Genomic DNA, 20679 nt, shown 5'->3' with positions numbered 1-20679 from the left:
GGTCGCGCCCGAGCAGATCCATCTCTACGGCTGCGCCGCCGTCGAGGCCACCGCCGAGGGCGACGTGGTCAGGATCAGCGGCCTGGTCGAGAAGCCCGACCCGGCCGACGCCCCCTCCAACTACGCGATCATCGGCCGCTATGTCCTCGATCCGCATGTCTTCGACATACTGCGCAAGACGGAACCGGGCCGCGGCGGCGAGATCCAGCTGACCGACGCGCTCCAGCAACTCGCCGACGACGAGAAGGCCGGCGGCCCGGTGCACGGCGTCGTCTTCCAGGGCCGCCGCTACGACACCGGCGACCGCGGCGACTATCTGCGTGCCATTGTCAGACTCGCATGCGAACGTGAAGACCTGGGCCCGGACTTCCGGACCTGGCTCCGCAGTTACGTAGCCGAGGAGATGCAGCAGAGTTGAGCAGCGCCGCGCCCCGCCCGACCGGCGAAGACGACCTGTGGTCGGTGGACCAGCACCTGGCGGACATCCTCGCCACGGTCCAGCCCCTGGAGCCCATCGAACTCCAACTGCTCGACGCCCAGGGCTGTGTCCTGGTCGAGGACGTCACGGTGCCGGTGTCGCTGCCGCCGTTCGACAACAGCTCGATGGACGGGTACGCGGTACGGGTCGCCGATGTCGCGGGCGCCAGCGAGGAGTTCCCGGCCGCCCTTGAGGTCATCGGGGACGTCGCGGCCGGCGCGGACGACCCGGTGCGCGTCGGACCGGGCCAGGCCGCCCGCATCATGACCGGTGCCCCGCTGCCGCCCGGCGCCGAGGCCGTCGTCCCCGTCGAATGGACCGACGGCGGGCTCGGCGAGGGCCCGGCCGGCGGCATGCGGGCCCGCAGCCTGGCCCCCGAGGACGCCGAGGGCCAGGTGCGGGTGCACCGGCCCGTCGAGGCACGCGCGCATGTGCGGGCCGAGGGCAGCGATGTGAAGGCGGGCGACCGCGCCTTGGCGGCCGGCGCGATCCTCGGGCCGCCGCAGATCGCGCTGCTCGCCGCGATCGGCCGGGGCACGGTGAAGGTGCGCCCGCGCCCGCGCGTGGTCGTCGTCTCCACCGGCAGCGAACTCGTCCAGCCCGGCGAGCAGCTGGGCCACGGCCGGATCTACGACTCCAACAGCTTCGCCCTCACCGCCGCCGCGCGGGACGCGGGCGCCATCGCCTACCGGGTGGGCGCCGTCGCCGACGACGCCGACACCCTGCGCTCGACCATCGAGGACCAGCTGATCCGCGCCGACCTGCTGGTCACCACGGGCGGCGTGAGCGTCGGGGCGTACGACGTGGTCAAGGAGGCGCTGGCGGACATCGGCGACGAGGACGTGCCGGGCAGCGGCATCGAGTTCCGCAAGCTGGCCATGCAGCCAGGCAAGCCCCAGGGCTTCGGCTCCATCGGCCCCGACCACACACCGCTGCTCGCGCTGCCGGGCAACCCCGTGTCGTCGTACGTCTCCTTCGAGCTGTTCGTCCGCCCCGCGATCCGCGCCCTGATGGGCCTCACCGATCTGCACCGGCCGGTGGTGCGGGCCACGCTCACCGCCGACAAGGCGCTGCGCTCCCCGAAGGGCCGCCGGCAGTTCCTGCGGGGCCGGTACGCCGACGGGGAGGTCACCCCGGTCGGCGGCGCGGGCTCGCACCTGGTGGCGGCGCTGGCGCAGGCGGACGCGCTGATCGTCGTACCCGAGGACATGGAGTCCGTCGAGCCCGGCACCGAGGTGGAGGTCGTACCGCTCGGCTGAGGCACTGCCGGGGCGGCTGCGCGAGGCTACTTGGCGGTACCGTGTCGCGCACAGCAGGCCCGCGCACCGCACGGCGCGGGCCCGGACCGGGAGCGCCGCACAGCATGACCGAACCGTCCCGGGGGCAGACCCCCGGATCCCCCGCCCAGGACCACCTCACACACCTCGACGCGGCCGGCGCGGCCCGCATGGTCGACGTCTCCGGCAAGGACGTCACCGCGCGCACCGCACGCGCCGGCGGCCGTGTCCTGGTCTCGCCCCGCGTGGTCGAACTGCTGCGCGGCGAGGGGGTGCCCAAGGGAGACGCGCTGGCCACCGCGCGGATCGCGGGCATCATGGGCGCCAAGCGCACCCCGGACCTGATCCCGCTCTGCCACCCGTTGTCGGTGTCGGGTGTGAAACTGGATCTGTCGGTCGCGGACGACGCCGTGGAGATCACGGCCACCGTGAAGACCACGGACCGCACGGGCGTCGAGATGGAGGCCCTCACCGCGGTGACGGTCGCCGCGCTCACCGTGATCGACATGGTCAAGGCGGTCGACAAGGGAGCGGTCATCACGGACGTACGCGTGCTGGAGAAGACGGGCGGCAAGTCGGGCGACTGGAGCCGGGCATGAGCTACCGAGCCCTGGTGGTCACCGCCTCCAACCGGGCCGCCGCGGGCGTCTACGAGGACCGGGGCGGCCCGCTGATCGCCGACGGCCTCAGGCGCCTCGGCTTCGCCGTGGACGGCCCCCGGGTGGTGCGCGACGGGGAGCCGGTCGAGGCCGCCCTGCGCGAGGGCGTCGCCGCCGGGTACGACGCGATCGTCACCACCGGCGGCACCGGCCTCACCCCGACCGACCGCACCCCCGAGGCGACCCGCGCCGTCATCGACCACGAGGTGCCGGGCATCGCCGAGGCCATCCGGGCGTTCGGCCGGGAGAAGGTGCCGACCGCCGCGCTGTCCCGGGGGGTGGCCGGGGTCGCCGGCCGGACCCTGATCGTCAACCTGCCGGGGTCCACGGGCGGGGTGAAGGACGGACTGGCCGTCCTCGCGCCCCTGCTGGCCCACGCCGTCGACCAGATCCGCGGCGGCGACCACGCCAGACCCAGCTCGGGGGGTGCGAACTGAACGGGTCGACCTGGCCGGTCGTGCTGGTGGACGGCGATGTCGTCCTGCGGCCGATAAAGCTGCGCGACCAGCGCGAGTGGCGCGAGGTGAACCGCCGCAACCGGGACTGGCTGCGCCCGTGGGAGGCCACGATCCCGCCGCCCACCCCGAGCGGCCCGGTCGCGCACCGGCCGACGTACCGGCAGATGGTCCGGCATCTGCGCCGCGAGGCGCACGCGGGCCGGATGCTGCCCTTCGTCATCGAGTACCAGGGGCGCCTGGTCGGGCAGTTGACGGTCGCCGGGATCACCTGGGGATCGATGTGCTCCGGGCACATCGGCTACTGGGTGGACGAGTCGGTGGCCGGGCGCGGGGTGATGCCGACGGCCGTCGCGCTGGTGGTGGACCACTGCTTCCGCACCGTCGGACTGCACCGCATCGAGGTGTGCATCCGCCCCGAGAACCGGCCCAGCCGCCGGGTGGTGGAGAAGCTCGGATTCCGCGAGGAGGGGCCCCGGCCGCGCTATCTGCACATCGACGGCGCCTGGCGCGACCATCTGGTCTTCGCGCTGACCGCCGAGGAGGTGCCGGACGGGCTGCTCGGACGGTGGCGGCGGGCGCGGTCGGCGGCACAAGGACCGAGAAATTGAATATGCGTTCGAAATTCTGATCCTAAGGGTCGCAAAAAATGCTGGAAATATCAGCCAGATCGTGCGACACACCGGCTCAATTGGCGGATCCCTTCGGTCAAACCCCTCTACCGTGTGAGGCGTGAGCAGCAGCGGCCTCATCTACGCAGTCATTGTCGGGGCCTGGGCCGCCTACTTGGTGCCGATGTGGCTCCGTAGGCAGGACGAGCTGAATGAAGCCCGTCCGACGGAACGCTTCAGCACCGCCATCCGGCTGCTTTCCGGACGGGCGGGGATGGAGCGCCGGTACGCCAAGGACCTGCGGGCGCGCTCCACCGACGAGGGGGAGCAGGGCGCCGTCGATCCGGACGCCGTCACCGATTCGGTGGACGTCCGGGCCTTCGCCGTGCCCCCGACCCGCCGTCAGGTCACGGTGGAGGGCGAGCCCGAGGCGTCCCGGAGCCCCGAATCCGACCGGGGACACGCCCCCGCGGTCCCGGCGCAGCAGCATGCGCCGACACCCCGACGCGCCCCCTCGGCACCTTCGGCACAGGCGGCCGCAGCGCGCGCCCGGCGCACGAAGGTGCTCGCGCGCCGTCGGCGCACCACCGTGCTGCTCTTCCTCGCCTTCACCGTCGGCGCGATCGTCGCCGCCGTCGGCGGCCTCGCCTTCCTGTGGGCGCCCGCCGCGCCCGCCCTGCTCCTCAGCACGTACATCGGCTATCTGCGCACCCAGGAACGCCGCCGCTTCGCCTACCAGATGGACCGCCGCCGCGCCGAGGCCGCCGCCCAGCGACTGCGTGAGCGCCAGCCGCGCCGGCGCGCGACCCCGGAGGCCGCCCGCGCCGCCGACGAACCGGAGGAGGCCACAGGGACCGACACGGACCCCGGCCTCTCCACGCTCGCCGCCGACCGGCGCGCCCTGGTCGAGCAGACCGACCACGCCGAGTGGGTCGACCAGCAGCGCGAGCGGCAGCGGCGGCCCGGACACGGCGACAGCTGGGACCCGGTGCCGGTGCCCCTGCCCACGTACGTGACCGCGCCGGTCGCGCCGCGCGCCACCTCCGGCGTCGACCTGGGCGGGCCGGACACCTGGAGCTCGGCGCGGTCCAGCTCGGTCGCCCCGGAGCAGGAGACGGGCCAGGCGCCCGCGGCCGAGGAAGGCGAGCCGGCGTCCGCCGCGGCGGACCGGCCGGCCGACGGCCGCGGTGGCGCGCGCCGCGCCGCCTCCGCCCGCCGCTCCCGTGAGCGCGGGCGCACGCCGCTCTTCGACCAGTACGAGGACGGCGACCGTCCGCGCGCCGCCAACGAGTGACGGCCGTCGCATCCGGAAGCCGCCCCTGACCAGTTCGGGAACGGATTTCCAAGCACCCCGATCAGGGTGCTAGAGTTTCACTCGTTGCAAGGGCCTGTGGCGCAGTCCGGTAGCGCACCTCGTTCGCATCGAGGGGGCCAGGGGTTCGAATCCCCTCAGGTCCACGCAGCTCAAAGCCCCGGTCGGGAAACCGACCGGGGCTTTGACATGTTGTACGACCATTTCGCCGGACGCGCTGTCCGGCAAGTCGTGGCGGGGCCTTCCCTGCGGCCGTGGCGGGGCCTTCGCGTCCGTCGCTCCGGCCCCGCCGCGTCCAGGGCCCCGGCTACAGGTCCTTCGCGAAGCAGCGGCTCTCCTCGTGGAAGCGGTAGTAACCGAACTTGGGGCAGAGCGTGTAGCCGCTGGAGGTGTACAGGGCGATGGCCTCCGGCTGCTTGGTGCCCGTCTCCAGGACCATCCGCAGGCGCCCGGCCGCGCGGGCGTCCTCCTCCAGGGCGGTCAGGATCCGGCGGGCCAGGCCCCGGCCGCGCACCTCCTCGATCACATACATGCGCTTCAGCTCGGCGTCACCGTCCGAGTAGCCCTCGTCGTTGCGCTCCTGGCTGCGCCAGCCGCCGGTGGCCACCGGGCGGTCGGACTCGTCGTACGCGATCAGGTACACGCCCCGGGGCGGGAGGAAGTCCTGCGGGGTGAGGAAGGTTTCATCGCCGTCGTCGCCGTAACGGAGGGCGTATTCGGCCTGCACCGCGTCGTTGAGCTTTATGGCGTCGGGGTGGTCGAAACCTACGCGGCGAATGTTCATCTGGGCATCGCGCTTCCGTGCGGGAGGGACCCCTCGCTCGTGAGGGCTCCGTCCAGTGTGCCGGTATCGTGCTGTGGTGCTGACTGTGACCTCGGTGAACGTGAATGGGCTGCGGGCCGCCGCCAAGAAGGGCTTCGTGCCGTGGCTGGCCGGGACGGAGGCGGACGTCGTCTGCCTCCAGGAGGTGCGCGCCGAACCGCATCAGCTGCCCGCGGAGGTGCGCGAGCCCGAAGGCTGGCATGTGGTGCACGCCCCGGCGGCCGCCAAGGGGCGCGCGGGCGTCTCCCTGTACACCCGGCGCGAGCCCGACCGGGTGCGGATCGGCTTCGGGTCCGACGAGTTCGACGGCAGCGGGCGCTATGTCGAGGCCGATCTGCCCGGTGTGACCGTCGCCTCCCTCTACCTCCCCTCCGGCGAGGTCGGCACCGAGCGCCAGGACGAGAAGATCCGCTTCATGGCGGAGTTCCTCGACCACCTCGGGGCACTGCGCGAACGCGCCGCCGCCGAGGGGCGCGAGGTGGCCGTCTGCGGCGACTGGAACATCGCCCACCGCGAGGCCGACCTCAAGAACTGGCGCGGCAACACCAAGAACTCCGGCTTCCTGCCCGAGGAGCGTTCCTGGCTCGGTCGGGTCCTCGCCCCGGAGGAGGGCGGCTACGTCGATGTCGTACGGGCCCTGCATCCGGACGTCGACGGCCCGTACACCTGGTGGTCGTACCGGGGGCGGGCGTTCGACAACGACTCCGGATGGCGTATCGACTACCAGATGGCCACGCCGGGCCTCGCCGCGCGGGCCCTCAAGGCGCGGGTCGAGCGGGCGGCCTCGCACGCCGAGCGCTGGTCCGACCACGCGCCGGTGACCGTGACCTACGGCGCTTAGTCCCCTTCATCCCTTCAATCCCCGTACTTCCCCTACTCCCCTTTATTCCCCTTTGTTGAGCTGCCTGTCCATCGCCAGGGACAGCTCCGCCTCCACCACGCTGCGTGCCAGGGGACGCAGCCGGTGCAGGTCCTCCTCGGGGGCGTGGCGCAGGATCAGGTCGGAGAAGAGGGTGGCCAGGGCCTCGGCGTGTTCGCGGACGCGGGCGCCGGCCGTCAGGACCTCCCCGAGCGGGATGCCCTCGCGGACCAGGGCCGAGGAGACGTCCAGCAGGCGCCGGCTGATGTGCACGATCTTGTCGCCGTCGGTGCCCAGATAGCCCAGCTCCATGGCCGCGGCCAGGTTCTCCGGGGTGACCTCGCCCTCGAAGCGGGCGGCCAGCTCCTCCGGGGTGAGGCGGATCGGCTCCTCCTCGGTGGGGGCGCCGACGCCGAGCAGGTCGGCGACGTCCCGGCCCTGGTCCAGGGCCTCGGCCAGCTCCGCGATGCCGCTCAGGGTGTGGCCGCGCTCCAGCAGGGCGCCGATGGTGCGCAGCCGGGCCAGGTGATGGTCGTCGTACCAGGCGATACGGCCCTCGCGGCGGGGTGGCGGCAGCAGCTTGCGTTCGCGGTAGAAGCGCAGGGTGCGCACGGTGATGCCGGCCCGTCGCGCCAGCTCCTCCGTGCGGTACTCGCGCGGGCCCCGACGGGCTGCCTCCGGGTGTTCGGTGTCTGCTGCCACGCCCGAAGCCTATGGTGTACCGCCGGTAACTTTCCTTCCCGCGCCCCCTACCGCTCGGTACGGAGCTGCTCTACAGTCCCATCGTGCCAGTGTTCACTGGCAGCATTGACGGGCGGCATTTCAAGGCGAGGCGTGGAGGCTCCGGGATGGCCGAGCACGAGCATGTGAGGGTGGCGGTGATCGGGTCCGGCTTCGGCGGGCTGGGCGCCGCCGTGCGGCTGCGCCGCGAGGGGATCACCGACTTCGTCGTACTGGAACGGGCCGAGGACGTCGGCGGCACCTGGCGGGACAACAGCTACCCCGGGTGCGCCTGCGACGTGCCCTCCCATCTGTACTCCTTCTCCTTCGCGCCCAACCCCGAGTGGCCGCGCACCTTCTCCGGGCAGCGGCACATCCGCGCCTATCTGGAGCACGTCACCGACGTCTTCGGACTGCGCCCGCAGATCCGCTTCGGCGCCGAGGTCAAGCTGCTCAGCTGGGACCGGGAGAATCTGCGCTGGCACATCGAGACCACGCGCGGAGCGCTGACCGCCGATGTCGTCGTCTCCGCCACCGGACCGCTGTCCGACCCCAAGGTGCCCGACATCCCGGGCCTGGACTCCTTCCCCGGCAAGGTGTTCCACTCCGCCCGCTGGGACCACGACTACGATCTGCGCGGCAAGCGCGTCGCCATGGTCGGCACCGGCGCCTCCGCCATCCAGATCGTGCCCGCCATCCAGTCGCAGGTCGGCCGGCTCACCCTCTTCCAGCGCACCCCGCCCTGGGTGATGCCCCGGGTGGACCGCGCGATCAGCCCCGCCGAGCGCTGGCTGCACCGCGCCCTGCCGCTGACCACCCAGCTGCGCCGCGGCCTGCTGTGGGGCATCCGGGAGCTCCAGGTGCAGGCGTTCACCAAGCGCCCCGACGAACTCGGCCTGGTCGAGCAGCTCGCCAAGCGCAATATCGCCCGCGCGGTCAAGGACCCGGCCCTGCGCGCCCGGCTCACCCCCGACTACCGCATCGGCTGCAAGCGGATCCTGCTGTCCAACACCTACTACCCGGCGCTGGCCCGGCCCAATGTCGACGTCGTCGCGAGCGGGCTCAGCGAGGTGCGGGGCTCGACCCTGGTCGCCGCCGACGGCACCGAGGCCGAGGTCGACGCGATCGTCTTCGGTACGGGCTTCCACGTCACGGACATGCCGATCGCCGAGCGCGTGGTCGGCGCGGAGGGCATCACCCTCGCCGAGTCGTGGAAGGGCGGCATGCAGGCGCTGCGCGGCGCCACCGCCGCCGGGTTCCCCAACTTCATGACGGTCATCGGGCCCAACACCGGCCTCGGCAACTCCTCCATGATCCTGATGATCGAGTCCCAGCTGAACTACATGGCCGACTATCTGCGCCAGCTCGACGTCCTCGGCGGCCGCACCGCCCTCGACGCCCGGCCCGGCGCCGTCGCGGCCTGGAACCACAAGGTCCAGGAGCGCATGAAGCGGACCGTGTGGAACACCGGCGGCTGCACCAGCTGGTACCTCGACGCCGGCGGGCGCAACACCACGGTGTGGCCCGGCACGACGACCGAGTTCCGGCGCGCCACCCGGCAGGTGGACCTCGGGGAGTACGAGGTGATCCGCGGCGCCGGGACCCGGCAGGCCCCCGAGGGCACGCGGGCCGCCAAGTCCCCTGACAACGCTGAGGCTTCCCGCACCGACGAGGTCGCCGCATGAGCGGCCCCCGTGTCACCCACATGACCTCCGGCGCCTACGCCCCGCCCGCCCCGGCCCGGGAACTCACCGTCCCCTCCACCGACGACGCGCGGCTGTACGTCGAGGTGCACGGGCCCGAGGACGCGCCCGCCGTCGTCCTCTCCCACGGCTGGACCTGCTCGACCGCCTTCTGGGCGGCGCAGATCCGCGAACTGGCCGGGGACCACCGGGTGATCGTGTACGACCAGCGGGGGCACGGGCGCAGCCCCGCGAGCCCCGTGTGCACCACCCGCGCACTCGCGGACGATCTGGAGGCGGTGCTCGCCGCGACGCTCGTGGACGGCGAACAGGCCCTGATCGCCGGGCACTCCATGGGCGGCATGACGATCATGGCGGCGGCCGAGCGGCCCCGCTTCCGCGCCCACGCGGCCGCCGTCCTGCTGGCCAGCACCGGCAGTTCACGCCTGGTCGCCGAGGCCCGGGTGCTGCCGCTGCGCGAGGGGCCGCTGCGCACCCGGCTCAGCGCCGGCGTCCTCGGCTCGCGCGCCCCGCTCGGACCGGTCACCCCGCTCGCCAAGCGGATCCTCAAGTACGGCACGATGGGTGCCCGTTCGACGCCGGAGATGGTGGAGGCGTGCGCGCGGATCGTGCACGGCTGCCCGACCGGCGCCCGGCACGCCTGGTCCCAGGTGCTCGCCTCGCTCGATCTCGACCACGGGGTACGACGGCTGGACATGCCCACCGCGGTCCTGCACGGCACGGCCGACCGCCTCGTGCCCCCGGTGCACGCACACGCCCTGGTCGCCGAACTGCCGCGGTGCGCCGGGCTCACCGAGCTGCCCGGCGCCGGCCATATGACCCCGGTCGAGGAGCCCGAGCGGGTCACCGGCCGGATCCGGGACCTCGTCAGCACGTATGTCACGGGGGCCGGCGAACCCGCTCCCCAGCCGATCAAGGAGGGCGCATGAGCAGGGTCGATCTGGAGGGACAGGTCGCGGTCGTCACCGGAGCGGCGCGCGGCGTCGGCGAGTTGCTCGCCCGCAAGCTCTCCGCGCGCGGTGCGAAGGTGGCGCTGGTCGGCCTGGAGGAGGAGACCCTCAAGGAGGTCTCCGGGCGGCTGCACAGCGAGAGCGCCCACTGGTACGCCGATGTCACCGACCACGAGGTGATGGCCCGGGTGGCGCGGGAGGTGAAGGAGCGGTTCGGGAAGGTCGACATCGTGGTCGCCAACGCCGGTGTGGCGACGGGCGGTCCGTTCATCGACTCCGACCCGGACGCCTGGCGGCGGGTGATCGAGGTCAACCTCATCGGCTCGGCGGTGACCGCCCGCGCGTTCCTGCCGGTGCTGGTCGAGAGCCGGGGCTATCTGCTCCAGATCGCCTCCCTCGCGGCGATCACCCCGGCGCCGATGATGACCGCGTACTGCGCCTCCAAGTCCGGGGTGGAGGCGTTCGCGCACAGCCTGCGGGCCGAGGTCGGCTATCAGGGGGTGCGGGTCGGCGTCGGGTATCTGTCGTGGACCGACACCGACATGGTGCGCGGGGCCGATCAGGACGACGTCATGCGGGAGTTGCGGCAGCGGCTGCCGTGGCCGTCGAACAAGACGTATCCGCTGGGCCCCGCGGTGGACCGGATCGTCGCGGGCATCGAGCGGCGGTCCTCGCATGTGTACGCGCAGTGGTGGCTGCGGGGCATGCAGAGCGTGCGCGGGTATCTCCCGGGGCTCATCGGGTCGGTGGGGCAGCGGGAGATGAAGCGGTTCGGGCCGCGCCTCGAAGGGATGCGGTCCGGGCTGGTCGGCGCGGGCGGCGCGGCGGACGAGGCGGCGCGGGTCACGGAACGTAACTGATCCACATGCGGGGCGTGGTGGGCCGTGTGAATCTGGTCGTGGCCCCGCTGAGGGGCCGACCTCCCCACTCTCACTCACCACAGGAGTGAACCCACATGGGTACGAAGGACCAGCAGCACCAGGACCAGGGCCAGTGGCAGCAGAAGGGCAAGGGCAAGATGGACCAGGCGCGTGAGCGCGCCGGTCAGCCCGGCCAGCCGGGCCAGCCCCAGCGCGGCCAGCGTGGTCAGCAGGGCCCGCAGGGGCAGCAGCCCAGCCGTGGTCGTCAGGACATCGACGACACGGAGATGCAGGACCGGATGGACCACGACTACGACGCGTAGCCGCGGCGCTTGGCTTCAGCCGGGTACGCGGGGCGCCCTTCGCTTCGAGGGGTGCCCCGCGTTCGGTTGTCGGGGTGGCTCCGCCGGGTGGTCGGGTGCGGGTGCGTCGGGGCTTGTCGCGCAGTTCCCCGCGCCCCTTCGGTACGCGGCCCTTCTCAGGAAGTTGCCCTCGGCGGCAGCTTCGGGCGGGAGCGGTTCGGGACGTCCGAGTAGTCCGGGGGGATCGCGGCCGGGTCGGATTCGAGGAGTTTCAGGGCGAGTTGGATCGCGTCGTCCATCTGGGCGTGGCGGCCCTCGGCCCAGTCCAGGGGGGTGCGCAGGATCTCCAGGTCCGGGGTGACGCCGCGGTTCTCGATGGACCAGCCGTAGGCGTCGAACCAGGCGGCGTTCATGGGCACGGTGATGACGGTGCCGTCGCCGAGCCGGTGGCGGCCGGTCATGCCGACGACCCCGCCCCAGGTGCGCTGCCCCACCACCGGTCCCAGCCCGAGGAGTTTGAACGCGGCCGTGATCATGTCGCCGTCGGAGGAGGTCGCCTCGTCGGCCAGCGCCACCACCGGGCCCCGGGGCGCGTTCGAGGTGTACGACACCGGCTGGGCGTCCCGCGTCAGGTCCCAGCCCAGGATGGTCCGGGTCAGCTTCTCGATGACCAGCTCGCTGATGTGGCCGCCCGCGTTGCCGCGCACGTCCACGATCAGCGCGGGCCGGGACACCTCCATGCGCAGATCGCGGTTGAACTGGGCCCAGCCCGAGCCGCCCATGTCGGGGATGTGCAGATAGCCGCACTTGCCGCCGCTCAACTCCCGTACCACGTCCCGGCGTTTGGCCACCCAGTGCTGGTAGCGCAGTGGTCGGTCGTCGACCAGCGGGACGACGGCGACCCGGCGGGGCGGCCCGGTGCCCTCGGCGGGCGTGAAGGTCAGCTCCACCGTCGTACCGCCCGCGCCGGCCAGCAGCGGGAAGGGGCCCGTGACGGGGTCGACCGGGCGGCCGTCGACATGGGTGAGGACCGCGCCCTCGCGGATGCCCGTACCGGCCAGCGGTGAGCGGGCCTTGGAGTCCGAGGAGTCGCCGGGCAGGATACGCCGCAGGGTCCAGCCGTCTTCCCGGTGCACCAGATCGGCGCCGAGCAGGCCCTGCCAGCGCTGGTAGTGGGGCGGGCCCTCGTTGCGGCGGGCGGCGGTGACATAGGCGTGGGAGGTGCCGAGTTCGCCGAGGACCTCGCGCAGCAGATCCGCGAACTCGTCGGGGGAGGCGACCCGTTCGACGAGCGGGCGGTACTGGCCGAGGACCGCGTCCCAGTCGATGCCGCTCATGCCCGGGTCCCAGAAGTAGGCGCGGATGATCCGGCCCGCCTCGTCGTACGCCTGGCGCCACTCGGCGGGCGGGTCCACCTCGTGCAGGATGCGGCGCAGATCGATCCAGACGGTGCTGTCGGCGTCCCCGACCTCGGTGGAGGGCACCGCGCGCAGCTCGCCCTCGTCCACCACGACCAGGCGGGTGCCGTCGCCACTCATCGCGAACCAGTCGAGATGGCCGACGAGTTCGGACTTTTTCGCCTTGGTGATGTTGAAGTACTCCAGCGTGGGGCGGCCGCTGGTGTCGGCCGGGTTGGCGAAGGTCTCGCCGAGCGCGCCGGAGATCGGCCAGCGCAGCCAGACCAGCCCGCCGCCCGCGACCGGGCACAGCGAGGAGTACTTGGAGGCGATCACCGGGAACGGGGTGACCCGGCTGGCCAGGCCCTCCACCTCGACCATCACCGTGCCCGCCTCCCCGGTCTCCTCGTCCTCCAGCGGGTCGAGTCCGCCCGCCGCCGGGCGCCCCTCCGGGTTCAGGGCGAACGGCGAGGGGGTCGCCGAGGACAGCGGGACCAGATAGGGGCGGCTGCCGAGCGGGAAGGACAGATCGCCGGTGTGCACGTCGTACACCGGGTCGAAGCCGCGCCAGGACAGGAAGGCGAGGTAGCGGCCGTCACGGGTGAAGACGGGGGTCTCGTCCTCGAAGCGGCCGTCGGTGACGTCCACGATCAGCCGGTCCTTGATGCGGGCCAGCTTGATCTGGCGCAGGGAGCGGCCGATGCCGGGGTGGGACCAGGTGAGCCAGCTGCCGTCGGGGGAGAAGGCGAGGTCGCGCACGGGGCCGTTGACGGAGCGGATCAGCTCGGTGACGGCGCCCTCCTCGGACTCCGCGCCGACCCCGGTGCCGGGCGACTCGGGGACCCCGGCGCCGGGCTCCTCGGGCACGTCGATCAGCAGCAGCCGGCCGTCGTGGGAGGCGACGGCCAGGCGCTCGCCGTCCGGGTCGGAGATCATCTCCAGGACCCGGCCGAGGGCGCCCTGCGCGAGCCTGCGGGGCGGGCGGTCGCCGGTGGCGCGGGGCAGCTGGGCGATCTCCACCGCGTCCTCGCCCTCGGCGTCGGTCACATAGGCCACCTGCCCCATGGAGCCCAGCATCTCCGGCAGCCGGACCCGGACCCCGGGGGTGTCCGCGATGGTGCGGGCGGGACCGTCGCGGTGGGTGAGCCAGTACAGGCTGCCGCGCACCACGACCGCGCTGGCCCGGCCGGTCTCGTCCACGGAGATGCCGTCGACGTTCTGCGCGGCCGGCACCTGGTAGCGGCGCCTGCCCGCGGCGGGCCCGGCGAGGCGGACGTCGAGCCTGCGCGGGGTGCCCCGCGGCGAGAAGTCGTCCACGAGCCACAGGTCGCCCGCGCACTGGTAGACCACCCGGGTGCCGTCGCTGGACGCGTGCCGGGCGTAGAAGGCGTCGTGGTCGGTGTGGCGGCGCAGATCGGTGCCGTCGTAGGCGCAGGAGTAGAGGTTGCCGACGCCCTCGTGGTCGGAGAGGAAGGCGATCCGCCCGGCGACGTACATGGGGCTGGCCAGATGGCCGTCGATGTCGGGCAGCAGGCGCTCGCCGTGCAGCCACAGCCGGCCCGTGGCGCCGCCCCGGTAGCGCTTCCAGGAGGCGGGTTCGTGCGGCGGGGTGCCGGTGAGCAGCAGTGTCTTGCGTTCGCCGGCGAGATCGGCGACCTGGAGCTCGGTGACCGGACCCCAGGGCAGCCGGCCGCCCGGGTCGCCGTCGGGGGTCACCTTGTAGGCCCAGGTGAAGTAGGAGAACGGCTGACCGTGCGAGGCCACCGCCAGGATGTCGTCGTCCGGGGACCAGCCGCACACCTGGGTGTCGGTGCTGCCCCAGTACGTCAGCTGGCGCGCGGGTCCGCCGGTGACGTCCACCAGATGGATCTCGGGGACCAGACTGCGCCAGCTCGTGTACGCGATCCGGCTCCCGTCGGGGGAGAAGCGCGGGTGCCCGGTCTTGGTGCGGTCCGCCGTCAGCCGCCAGGCGCGGCCGGGGGCGTCGAGGGGGGCCAGCCACAGGTCGTCCTCGGACACGAAGCACAGCAGATCGCCGCTGAGGTGGGGGAAGCGCAGATAGCTCACCCTCCCCATGCTTTTCCGCCCGCTGGGGGCGGGCAACTTATGTGCCGTTCTTATACGTTCCTCACGTTCGTGACGGAGCCCACGTACGAAACGGTTTCGTTTCGTACGTGGGGAGGGGTATCTTCATGGACGTACGAAGATGGACGTACGCCAGGAAGTTCCTGGAAAGAAGTCCCGGAAGAGAGTCCCGGTGCGAAAGGGTGAGCGACATGACCGAGGCCGTCGCGGCTGCACGTCGCAGTCGGATCACCCCCGAGCGCGAGGCCGAGCTGTACGGCGCCGTGCTCGACCTGCTCCGGGAGGTCGGCTACGACGCCCTGACCATGGACGCCGTCGCCGCCCGCACCCGCTCCAGCAAGGCCACGCTCTACCGCCAGTGGGGCGGCAAGGCCGATCTGGTGGTCAAGGCGCTGCGGCACAGCAAGCGCGGCCATCTCGGGGACATCGACACCGGCACCCTCCGCGGAGACCTGCACGCGCTCGTGGCGATGGAGGACGACTGCGTCATGGCGCAGAACTCCGCCCTGCTGCGGGGCATCGCCATGGCGATGCACCACAACGAGGATCTGCGTGAGGCATTCAAGGAACAGATCGTCGACGCCGAGATCGTCAACGGCCGGCAGATGCTCCAACGGGCCGTCGACCGGGGCGAGGTCCGCCCGGACTGCCCGGCGATCGACTTCATGGTGCACATGATGGTCGGCGGCTTCGCCACCAGGACCCTCCTGGAGGACCAGCCGCCCACCCAGGCATTCCTCACCTCGTACATCGACGCCGTGGTCCTCCCCGCCCTCGGCGTCTGATCCTCCTCGCACACCTCCCCATCAAGCCCACCGTCTGACGTCACCGCTCACGTCGTCGGGCTGATCACCCCTGCCCTGATGAACCCCACGACCTGACCGGGAGTACGCCTCCGTGGCCACATTCCTGTACCGAATCGGCCGGCTCGCCTTCCGGCGCCGGCACTTCGTCGCCCTGATATGGGTCGCGCTGCTCACCCTCGCCGGGGTGGGCGCCGCCTCCGCGCCGCCCGCCGGCAACTCCTCCTTCTCGATCCCCGGCACCGAGGCCCAGAAGGCCTTCGACCTGCTGGAGCAGCGCTTCCCCGGGATGAGCGCCGACGGCGCCACCGCGCGGGTCGTCTTCAAGGCGCCGGCCGGCGAGAAGATGACCGACAAGCTCAACAAGGCCGCCGTCGACAAGACGGTGCGCGAGCTGGGCCACGGCTCCGAGGTCGCCTCGGTCGCCGACCCGTACACCGGGCACACCGTCAGCCGGGACGGCTCCATCGCCTACGCCTCGGTGAAGTACAAGGTCTCCGGCATGGAGCTGAAGGACTCCTCGCGCGACGCGCTGAAGGACGCCGCACAGCAGGCGCGGGCCTCCGGGCTGACCGTCGAGATCGGCGGCGACGCGCTCACCGCGATGCCCGAGGAGGGCGCCGGTGAACTGATCGGCATCGGCATCGCCGCCGTCGTCCTCGTCATCACCTTCGGCTCGCTGCTCGCGGCCGGGCTGCCGCTGCTGACCGCGCTCATCGGCGTGGGCATCGGCGTCTCCTCCATCACCGCGCTGGCCTCCGTCCTCGACCTGGGCTCCACCACCTCCACCCTGGCGATGATGATCGGCCTCGCGGTCGGCATCGACTACGCCCTGTTCATCGTCTCCCGCTACCGCGCCGAACTCGCCGAGGGCCGCGAGCGCGAGGAGGCGGCGGGCCGCGCCGTCGGCACGGCGGGCTCCGCGGTGGTCTTCGCCGGTCTGACCGTCGTCATCGCGCTGGTCGGCCTGTCCGTCGTCAACATCCCGATGCTGACCAAGATGGGCATCGCGGCGGCGGGCACGGTCGCCATCGCCGTACTGATCGCGCTCACGATGATCCCCGCGCTGCTCGGCTACGCCGGCCGCAAGGTCAAGCCGGCCGGGGAGAAGAGCAAGCTGCTCGGCGGCGGGCGCCAGGCGAAGAAGCCGGGCCGCCCCAACATGGGCACCCGCTGGGCGAGTTTCGTCGTACGACGCCCCGTCGCGGTCCTCCTCCTCGGCGTGATCGGCCTCGGCGCCGCGGCCGTCCCCGTCTCCTCCCTGGAACTGGGCCTGCCCGACGACGGCTCCCAGCCCACCTCCACCACCCAGCGCCGCGCCTACGACCTGCTGTCCGAGGGCTTCGGCGCGGGCTTCAACGGCCCCCTGATGGTCGTCGTCGACGCCAAGGGCAGCGCCCACCCCAAGACGGCCTTCAGCGAGGTCGGCAAGGAGATCAAGGGCCTCAAGGACGTCGTCGCGGTCACCCCGGCCACGCCCAACAAGGCGGGCGACACGGCGATCATCACGGTCGTCCCCAAGTCCAAGCCGTCCTCCAAGTCCACCGAGGACCTGGTGCACGCGATCCGCGACAAGGGCGCGGACGTCACCGCGAAGACGGACGCCAAGCTTCTGGTGACCGGCTCGACGGCGATGAACATCGACGTCTCCCAGCGCCTGAACGACGCGCTCCTGCCCTACCTCGCGCTGGTCGTGGGCCTGGCCTTCCTCCTGCTGATCGTGGTCTTCCGCTCGGTCCTCGTCCCGCTGAAGGCGGCCCTCGGCTTCCTGCTCAGCGTGCTCGCGGCGCTCGGCGCGGTCGTCGCGGTCTTCCAGTGGGGCTGGCTGTCCGGCCTGATGAACGTTCAGCAGACCGGCCCGGTCATGTCGATGATGCCGATCTTCATGGTGGGCGTGGTGTTCGGGCTCGCGATGGACTACGAGGTCTTCCTCGTCACCCGGATGCGGGAGGCGTACGTCCACGGCGAGAAGCCGACCCAGGCCGTGGTGACCGGCTTCCGGCACGGCGCCCGCGTCGTCACCGCCGCCGCCGTCATCATGATCGCCGTCTTCTCCGGCTTCATCGGCTCCAGCGAGTCCATGGTCAAGATGATCGGCTTCGGCCTCGCCATCGCCGTCTTCTTCGACGCGTTCGTCGTCCGCATGGCGATCGTCCCGGCCGTCCTCGCCCTGCTGGGCAAGCGCGCCTGGTGGCTGCCGAAGTGGCTGGACCGGATCCTGCCCAACGTGGACGTCGAGGGCGAGGGCCTGCGCACCCAGGCCGCCGACGGCAAGGAGGACGAGCGGGAGCTGGTACGCGCCTGACGTACGGCTGCCGCCTGTGAACGGCCGGTGAGGGTGCCCGTGGGGACGGGGCTGCACCCTCACCGGCTTCTTTCTTGTCCGGGGTCTGTCCCGTGCTGTCCTGGCTGTCGCGTGCGTTGTACGGGTACGGCGACGACGGGAGGTGGCACGTGAACGACGCTGTGGACGAGGCCGGTTGGGACGTCGAGCCCGGTGACGAGATCGAACCGGTGGTGCAGGCGGTGGGGCGGCTGCTGAGAGTGTGCCGGGAGGCGGCGGGGCTGCGCCCCGGTGAGCTGGCGGAAGTGCTCGGGTACGGCGAGGACCTGATCCGGAAGATCGAGCGGGGCCAGCGCATTCCACGCCCGGAGTTCCTGGACAAGGCCGACCATGTCCTGCACGCGAACGGCCATCTCCGGGCCTTCATGGAGGACATGAGACGGGCCCGGTACCCGAAGAAGGTACGCCGGCTGAAGGAGCTGGAGGACCGGGCCGTGGAGATGCTGCTGTACAGCAACCACAACATCCATGGGTTGTTGCAGACGGAGGAGTACGCGCGCACCCTGTTCGAGATGACCCAGCCCGCACTGCCGGACGACGTCGTCGAACGGGAGACCGCTGGTCGCGTGGCCCGGCAGTCGGTCTTCGAGAAGGATCCCGCGCCGACACTCGGCTTCGTACAGGAGCAGGTGACCTTGGAGCGCCCTTACGGCTCGGAGGCAGTGTTGCGTCGTCAACTGGAACACCTGCTGGAACTCACCCGGTTGCGACACGTCACGCTCCAGGTGATGCCGACCAAGCGTCACGATCACGCGGGTACCCAGGGTCTCATCGAGATGCTGAAGTTCGCGGACGGCACAGCGATCGGACGTTCCGACGGAGCGTTCAACGGCCGCCCGGTCCAACATCCCAGAGAACTAAGGATCTTGGAGTTGCGCTACAGCATGATCCGGGCGCAGGCTCTCCCCCCAAGGGAGTCGCGAGACTTCATCGAGCAAGCGCTGGGGAGACTATGAGCACGCCGGAACTCCACTGGTTCAAGAGCAGCTACAGCAGCAGTGGCGAGCCCGGCGACTGCGTCGAGGTGGCCACCACCCCCGCCACTATCCACATCCGCGACTCCAAGAGCCCGCACACCGCGCAGGTGACTGTGGCCTCTTCTGCCTGGACGAGTTTCCTCGCTCTGGTCGGCGAGCATCTTTAGGGCTATGAGCACTCCGGAACTCCACTGGTTCAAGAGCACCTACAGCGACGGCAACGACCCCGGCGACTGCGTCGAGGTAGCTGTCGCCCCCGCCATGGTGCACGTCCGCGACTCGAAGACTTCGGGCGTCGCGCGGCTGACGGTCACCCCGGCCGCCTGGTCGGGTTTCCTGAAGTGCGCTGTCGCGGCATCGTGACCTCGTGAGCGAGGGCGACCGCGAGATCGAAGACCTCCAGGTGGAAGTGGCCGCTCTTCTGCTGGACTTCGTCTACGCGCCGCTGCTGGAGGACCAGCATGTACGCGGGGTGCTGCCCGCGCCATTGGGTGCCCCCGCGGTGCGGGTCGTCATCGGTGACAAGGGGGAGTGCGCGCCTGGGCCGGCTCACCGCGTACGAGATCCCGCTTCGAGCCGGCGAGGAATGGCGGACAACCGACGCCGTGGACGACCCGCACTGCCGGTACCGGGTGGATCTCACCGACTGGTGAGCCACAGGCCCCGCCGAAGCGAAATCGGTCGCTCCGCACCCCGGTCGGCGCTAGCGTGCCCCGTATGACGACAGCCGCCACCGACGCCGACGGATCGGGAGCGCACCCGCGTTTCGCGCGAGCGCTGAAGGAGCTGGGCCTGGAGCAGTTGCTCGGGCGGGCCCGGAGGTTTCCCGAGGGGACCCGGACCGCCGTGGAGGCCGCCGCGGCCGTGGGATGTGAACTCAGCCAGATCTGCAAGTCGTTGGTGTTCGCCGCCGACGGCGTGCCGGTGCTCGTGCTCATGGACGGGGCGTCCCGGGTGGATGTGGAGCGGGTCCGGGAGGAGCTGGGGGTCGAGAAGGTGGGGCGGGCCGACGCGCAGGCGGTGCGGGAGGTCACCGGCTACGCCATCGGGGGCGTGCCGCCCTTCGGGCACCGCACCAGCACCCGGGTGCTCGCCGACCGCTCACTGCTCGCGCACGACGTGGTGTGGGCCGCCGCGGGGACGCCGTACGCCGTCTTCCCGATCGAACCGAAGGAACTCGTCACCCACGCACAGGCCACCCTCGTGGACGTGCGCGAACGGCCCGCCGACGGGGTGTGATCGCGCCGCGAGCGAGTCGTTTCCGTCAGCGCCGGCTGTAGCGGTCCCATCAGGAGTGCTTTCCTGCCACTCTGGTGCGATGGCAAGCGAACTCCCGCCGGGGCACCCACCGCGAGTCCTCAACCCGCTGTGGATCATCGCGCTGTTCCTGGGGCTCTCGGAGACCACGGTGGGTATCGCCGCCGCTGAGTCGAGCGGCTGGGTGCAAGGGCTGCTCGCGGTGTTCGCGGTCTCGTTCCCCCTCCTGGTGTCCACCGTTTTCTTCCTCATCCTGTGGCAGCGGCCGGAGGTGCTCTACGCACCCGGGGACTTCCCCGAGCACGTCCCGATCAGCACCTACGTGGACGGCATGCGCCGGCGGGCCGCGCATGATCCCGACATCATCCAGGCGGTCGTCAACGACACGCTGCGGGTGGTGCTGCCGGCGGCGCTGGAGAGTCCCTCGGACGCCTCCGACGTGCTGGAGGAGGCGATGGCCACGGCCGAACAGGCCCTTGCCGAACGCGTTCTGACCGTCGACATCAGCCCCATCACGAAGGCCCCCGGAGACGCGTACCGCTGCACGGTCTTCAGCACGCAGACGGTGAGCGGCTTCCTCGACGCCCTGTGGGCGGACGCCCTCGACGGCTTCGTCCGACCGTTCAGATACGGCCGGGACTGGGTGCTGGTCGACCGGCAGAGCAAGCGGCAACTCAGGGATCTGGGCTCCGACTGGGCCCGGAAGAACGGCATGGAAAGCGACGAGAGGCTCCTCAGCGGCGTGGGCATCACCCCCGCCTCCCATCTGGTCGCCGTGCGCCTGGACACCCCCCGACACCCCTTCCC

General features: G+C 71.7%; 22 protein-coding genes and 1 tRNA gene. 20 read left to right on the top strand and 3 right to left on the bottom strand.

From position 1 onward, the window contains the following. The 7 genes from CCN72_RS06770 to CCN72_RS06740 form a co-directional block, all read left to right on the top strand. A partial coding sequence (locus CCN72_RS06770; protein ID WP_244174146.1) for a sugar phosphate nucleotidyltransferase occupies positions 1-418 on the top strand: 418 nt, incomplete at its 5' end. Further along, positions 415-1737: a molybdotransferase-like divisome protein Glp gene (gene glp, locus CCN72_RS06765; RefSeq protein ID WP_086806717.1), complete on the top strand. Its 1323-nt coding sequence runs from the start codon at positions 415-417 to the stop codon at positions 1735-1737. The genes CCN72_RS06770 and glp, both read left to right, overlap by 4 nt. 104 nt (positions 1738-1841) lie before the next feature. Beyond that, positions 1842-2354, top strand: coding sequence for a cyclic pyranopterin monophosphate synthase MoaC (gene moaC, locus CCN72_RS06760; RefSeq protein ID WP_086806716.1), 513 nt, complete (start codon positions 1842-1844; stop codon positions 2352-2354). Beyond that, complete coding sequence (locus tag CCN72_RS06755) at positions 2351-2851, top strand: MogA/MoaB family molybdenum cofactor biosynthesis protein (RefSeq protein WP_086806715.1); 501 nt, start codon at positions 2351-2353, stop codon at positions 2849-2851. Before moaC ends, CCN72_RS06755 begins: the two co-directional genes overlap by 4 nt. Positions 2852-2871: 20 nt before the next feature. Next, positions 2872-3480 (top strand): GNAT family N-acetyltransferase, encoded by a 609-nt coding sequence (locus CCN72_RS06750; RefSeq protein WP_172636937.1) that lies wholly within the window; start codon positions 2872-2874, stop codon positions 3478-3480. A 121-nt stretch (positions 3481-3601) separates the two neighbouring features. After that, on the top strand, positions 3602-4774 hold the full coding sequence (gene sepX / locus CCN72_RS06745; RefSeq protein WP_208637931.1) for a divisome protein SepX/GlpR: 1173 nt from the start codon (positions 3602-3604) through the stop codon (positions 4772-4774). A 90-nt stretch (positions 4775-4864) separates the two neighbouring features. After that, positions 4865-4938: transfer RNA gene (locus tag CCN72_RS06740), tRNA-Ala, on the top strand. Positions 4939-5099: 161 nt separating this feature from the next. Here the strand turns inward: CCN72_RS06740 and CCN72_RS06735 are convergent. After that, positions 5100-5576, bottom strand: coding sequence for a GNAT family N-acetyltransferase (locus CCN72_RS06735; RefSeq protein ID WP_085565160.1), 477 nt, complete (start codon positions 5574-5576; stop codon positions 5100-5102). 85 nt (positions 5577-5661) lie between these two features. On the opposite strand from CCN72_RS06735, the gene CCN72_RS06730 reads away from it, so the two are divergent. Next, positions 5662-6456, top strand: a complete 795-nt coding sequence (locus CCN72_RS06730) for an exodeoxyribonuclease III (protein WP_167408651.1) — start codon at positions 5662-5664, stop codon at positions 6454-6456. 42 nt (positions 6457-6498) lie between these two features. On the opposite strand, the gene CCN72_RS06725 is transcribed toward CCN72_RS06730, so the two are convergent. Further along, the gene (locus tag CCN72_RS06725; RefSeq protein ID WP_086806713.1) at positions 6499-7176 is read right to left on the bottom strand and encodes a MerR family transcriptional regulator; all 678 of its coding nucleotides are present in this window, start codon (positions 7174-7176) and stop codon (positions 6499-6501) included. Between the two features lie 146 nt (positions 7177-7322). On the opposite strand from CCN72_RS06725, the gene CCN72_RS06720 reads away from it, so the two are divergent. The 4 genes from CCN72_RS06720 to CCN72_RS06705 all read left to right on the top strand — a co-directional run bounded on the left by CCN72_RS06720 (position 7323) and on the right by CCN72_RS06705 (position 11030). Further along, positions 7323-8879, top strand: coding sequence for a flavin-containing monooxygenase (locus CCN72_RS06720; RefSeq protein WP_086806712.1), 1557 nt, complete (start codon positions 7323-7325; stop codon positions 8877-8879). Further along, positions 8876-9826, top strand: a complete 951-nt coding sequence (locus tag CCN72_RS06715) for an alpha/beta fold hydrolase (protein WP_086806711.1) — start codon at positions 8876-8878, stop codon at positions 9824-9826. The genes CCN72_RS06720 and CCN72_RS06715 overlap by 4 nt, the downstream gene beginning before the upstream one ends. Continuing rightward, a complete protein-coding gene (locus CCN72_RS06710) occupies positions 9823-10707 on the top strand; it encodes an SDR family oxidoreductase (protein WP_086806710.1) in 885 nt (294 codons plus the stop codon). The genes CCN72_RS06715 and CCN72_RS06710 overlap by 4 nt, the downstream gene beginning before the upstream one ends. Before the next feature lie 95 nt (positions 10708-10802). Next, positions 10803-11030 (top strand): hypothetical protein, encoded by a 228-nt coding sequence (locus tag CCN72_RS06705; protein ID WP_086806709.1) that lies wholly within the window; start codon positions 10803-10805, stop codon positions 11028-11030. A 155-nt stretch (positions 11031-11185) separates the two neighbouring features. On the opposite strand, the gene CCN72_RS06700 is transcribed toward CCN72_RS06705, so the two are convergent. Next, positions 11186-14473 carry a S41 family peptidase gene (locus tag CCN72_RS06700; RefSeq protein ID WP_086806708.1) on the bottom strand — a complete coding sequence of 1096 codons (3288 nt, stop codon included), beginning with the start codon at positions 14471-14473 and terminating at the stop codon, positions 11186-11188. A gap of 209 nt (positions 14474-14682) precedes the next feature. Between CCN72_RS06700 and CCN72_RS06695 the strand changes: the two genes are divergently transcribed. The 8 genes from CCN72_RS06695 to CCN72_RS06665 form a co-directional block, all read left to right on the top strand. Then, on the top strand, positions 14683-15276 hold the full coding sequence (locus CCN72_RS06695; RefSeq protein WP_086806719.1) for a TetR/AcrR family transcriptional regulator: 594 nt from the start codon (positions 14683-14685) through the stop codon (positions 15274-15276). 112 nt (positions 15277-15388) lie between these two features. Next, positions 15389-17599, top strand: coding sequence for an MMPL family transporter (locus CCN72_RS06690; protein WP_086806707.1), 2211 nt, complete (start codon positions 15389-15391; stop codon positions 17597-17599). Positions 17600-17748: 149 nt separating this feature from the next. After that, positions 17749-18594, top strand: a complete 846-nt coding sequence (locus CCN72_RS06685; RefSeq protein ID WP_167408650.1) for a helix-turn-helix domain-containing protein — start codon at positions 17749-17751, stop codon at positions 18592-18594. Continuing rightward, entirely contained in the window at positions 18591-18782 is a 192-nt protein-coding gene (locus CCN72_RS06680; protein WP_086806706.1) for a DUF397 domain-containing protein, read from the top strand. The genes CCN72_RS06685 and CCN72_RS06680 overlap by 4 nt, the downstream gene beginning before the upstream one ends. Positions 18783-18786: 4 nt before the next feature. Beyond that, positions 18787-18978 carry a DUF397 domain-containing protein gene (locus CCN72_RS06675; RefSeq protein WP_086806705.1) on the top strand — a complete coding sequence of 64 codons (192 nt, stop codon included), beginning with the start codon at positions 18787-18789 and terminating at the stop codon, positions 18976-18978. 155 nt (positions 18979-19133) lie between these two features. Continuing rightward, positions 19134-19268, top strand: a complete 135-nt coding sequence (locus tag CCN72_RS41365; RefSeq protein WP_279630220.1) for a hypothetical protein — start codon at positions 19134-19136, stop codon at positions 19266-19268. A gap of 64 nt (positions 19269-19332) precedes the next feature. Continuing rightward, positions 19333-19854, top strand: coding sequence for a YbaK/EbsC family protein (locus CCN72_RS06670; RefSeq protein ID WP_086806704.1), 522 nt, complete (start codon positions 19333-19335; stop codon positions 19852-19854). A 79-nt stretch (positions 19855-19933) separates the two neighbouring features. After that, positions 19934-20679 (top strand): hypothetical protein (locus CCN72_RS06665; RefSeq protein ID WP_086806703.1); only part of this gene is annotated, 746 nt, incomplete at its 3' end.

The sequence above is a fragment of the Streptomyces murinus genome (assembly GCF_002154555.1).
Classification (GTDB): Bacteria; Actinomycetota; Actinomycetes; order Streptomycetales; family Streptomycetaceae; genus Streptomyces; species Streptomyces murinus.
The sequence above is the reverse complement of the archived record's forward strand: the minus strand, read 5'-3'. Positions and strand labels throughout refer to the sequence as shown.

Bases quoted from the DNA above. Each gene is read 5' to 3' on its own strand.
- moaC (WP_086806716.1), top strand. From the start codon at position 1,842: ATGACCGAACCGTCCCGGGGGCAGACCCCCGGATCCCCCGCCCAGGAC.
- CCN72_RS06755 (WP_086806715.1), top strand. From the start codon at position 2,351: ATGAGCTACCGAGCCCTGGTGGTCACCGCCTCCAACCGGGCCGCCGCG.
- CCN72_RS06735 (WP_085565160.1), bottom strand. From the start codon at position 5,576: ATGAACATTCGCCGCGTAGGTTTCGACCACCCCGACGCCATAAAGCTC.
- CCN72_RS06720 (WP_086806712.1), top strand. From the start codon at position 7,323: ATGGCCGAGCACGAGCATGTGAGGGTGGCGGTGATCGGGTCCGGCTTC.
- CCN72_RS06715 (WP_086806711.1), top strand. From the start codon at position 8,876: ATGAGCGGCCCCCGTGTCACCCACATGACCTCCGGCGCCTACGCCCCG.
- CCN72_RS06710 (WP_086806710.1), top strand. From the start codon at position 9,823: ATGAGCAGGGTCGATCTGGAGGGACAGGTCGCGGTCGTCACCGGAGCG.
- CCN72_RS06705 (WP_086806709.1), top strand. From the start codon at position 10,803: ATGGGTACGAAGGACCAGCAGCACCAGGACCAGGGCCAGTGGCAGCAG.
- CCN72_RS06695 (WP_086806719.1), top strand. From the start codon at position 14,683: ATGACCGAGGCCGTCGCGGCTGCACGTCGCAGTCGGATCACCCCCGAG.
- CCN72_RS06680 (WP_086806706.1), top strand. From the start codon at position 18,591: ATGAGCACGCCGGAACTCCACTGGTTCAAGAGCAGCTACAGCAGCAGT.
- CCN72_RS06675 (WP_086806705.1), top strand. From the start codon at position 18,787: ATGAGCACTCCGGAACTCCACTGGTTCAAGAGCACCTACAGCGACGGC.
- CCN72_RS06670 (WP_086806704.1), top strand. From the start codon at position 19,333: ATGACGACAGCCGCCACCGACGCCGACGGATCGGGAGCGCACCCGCGT.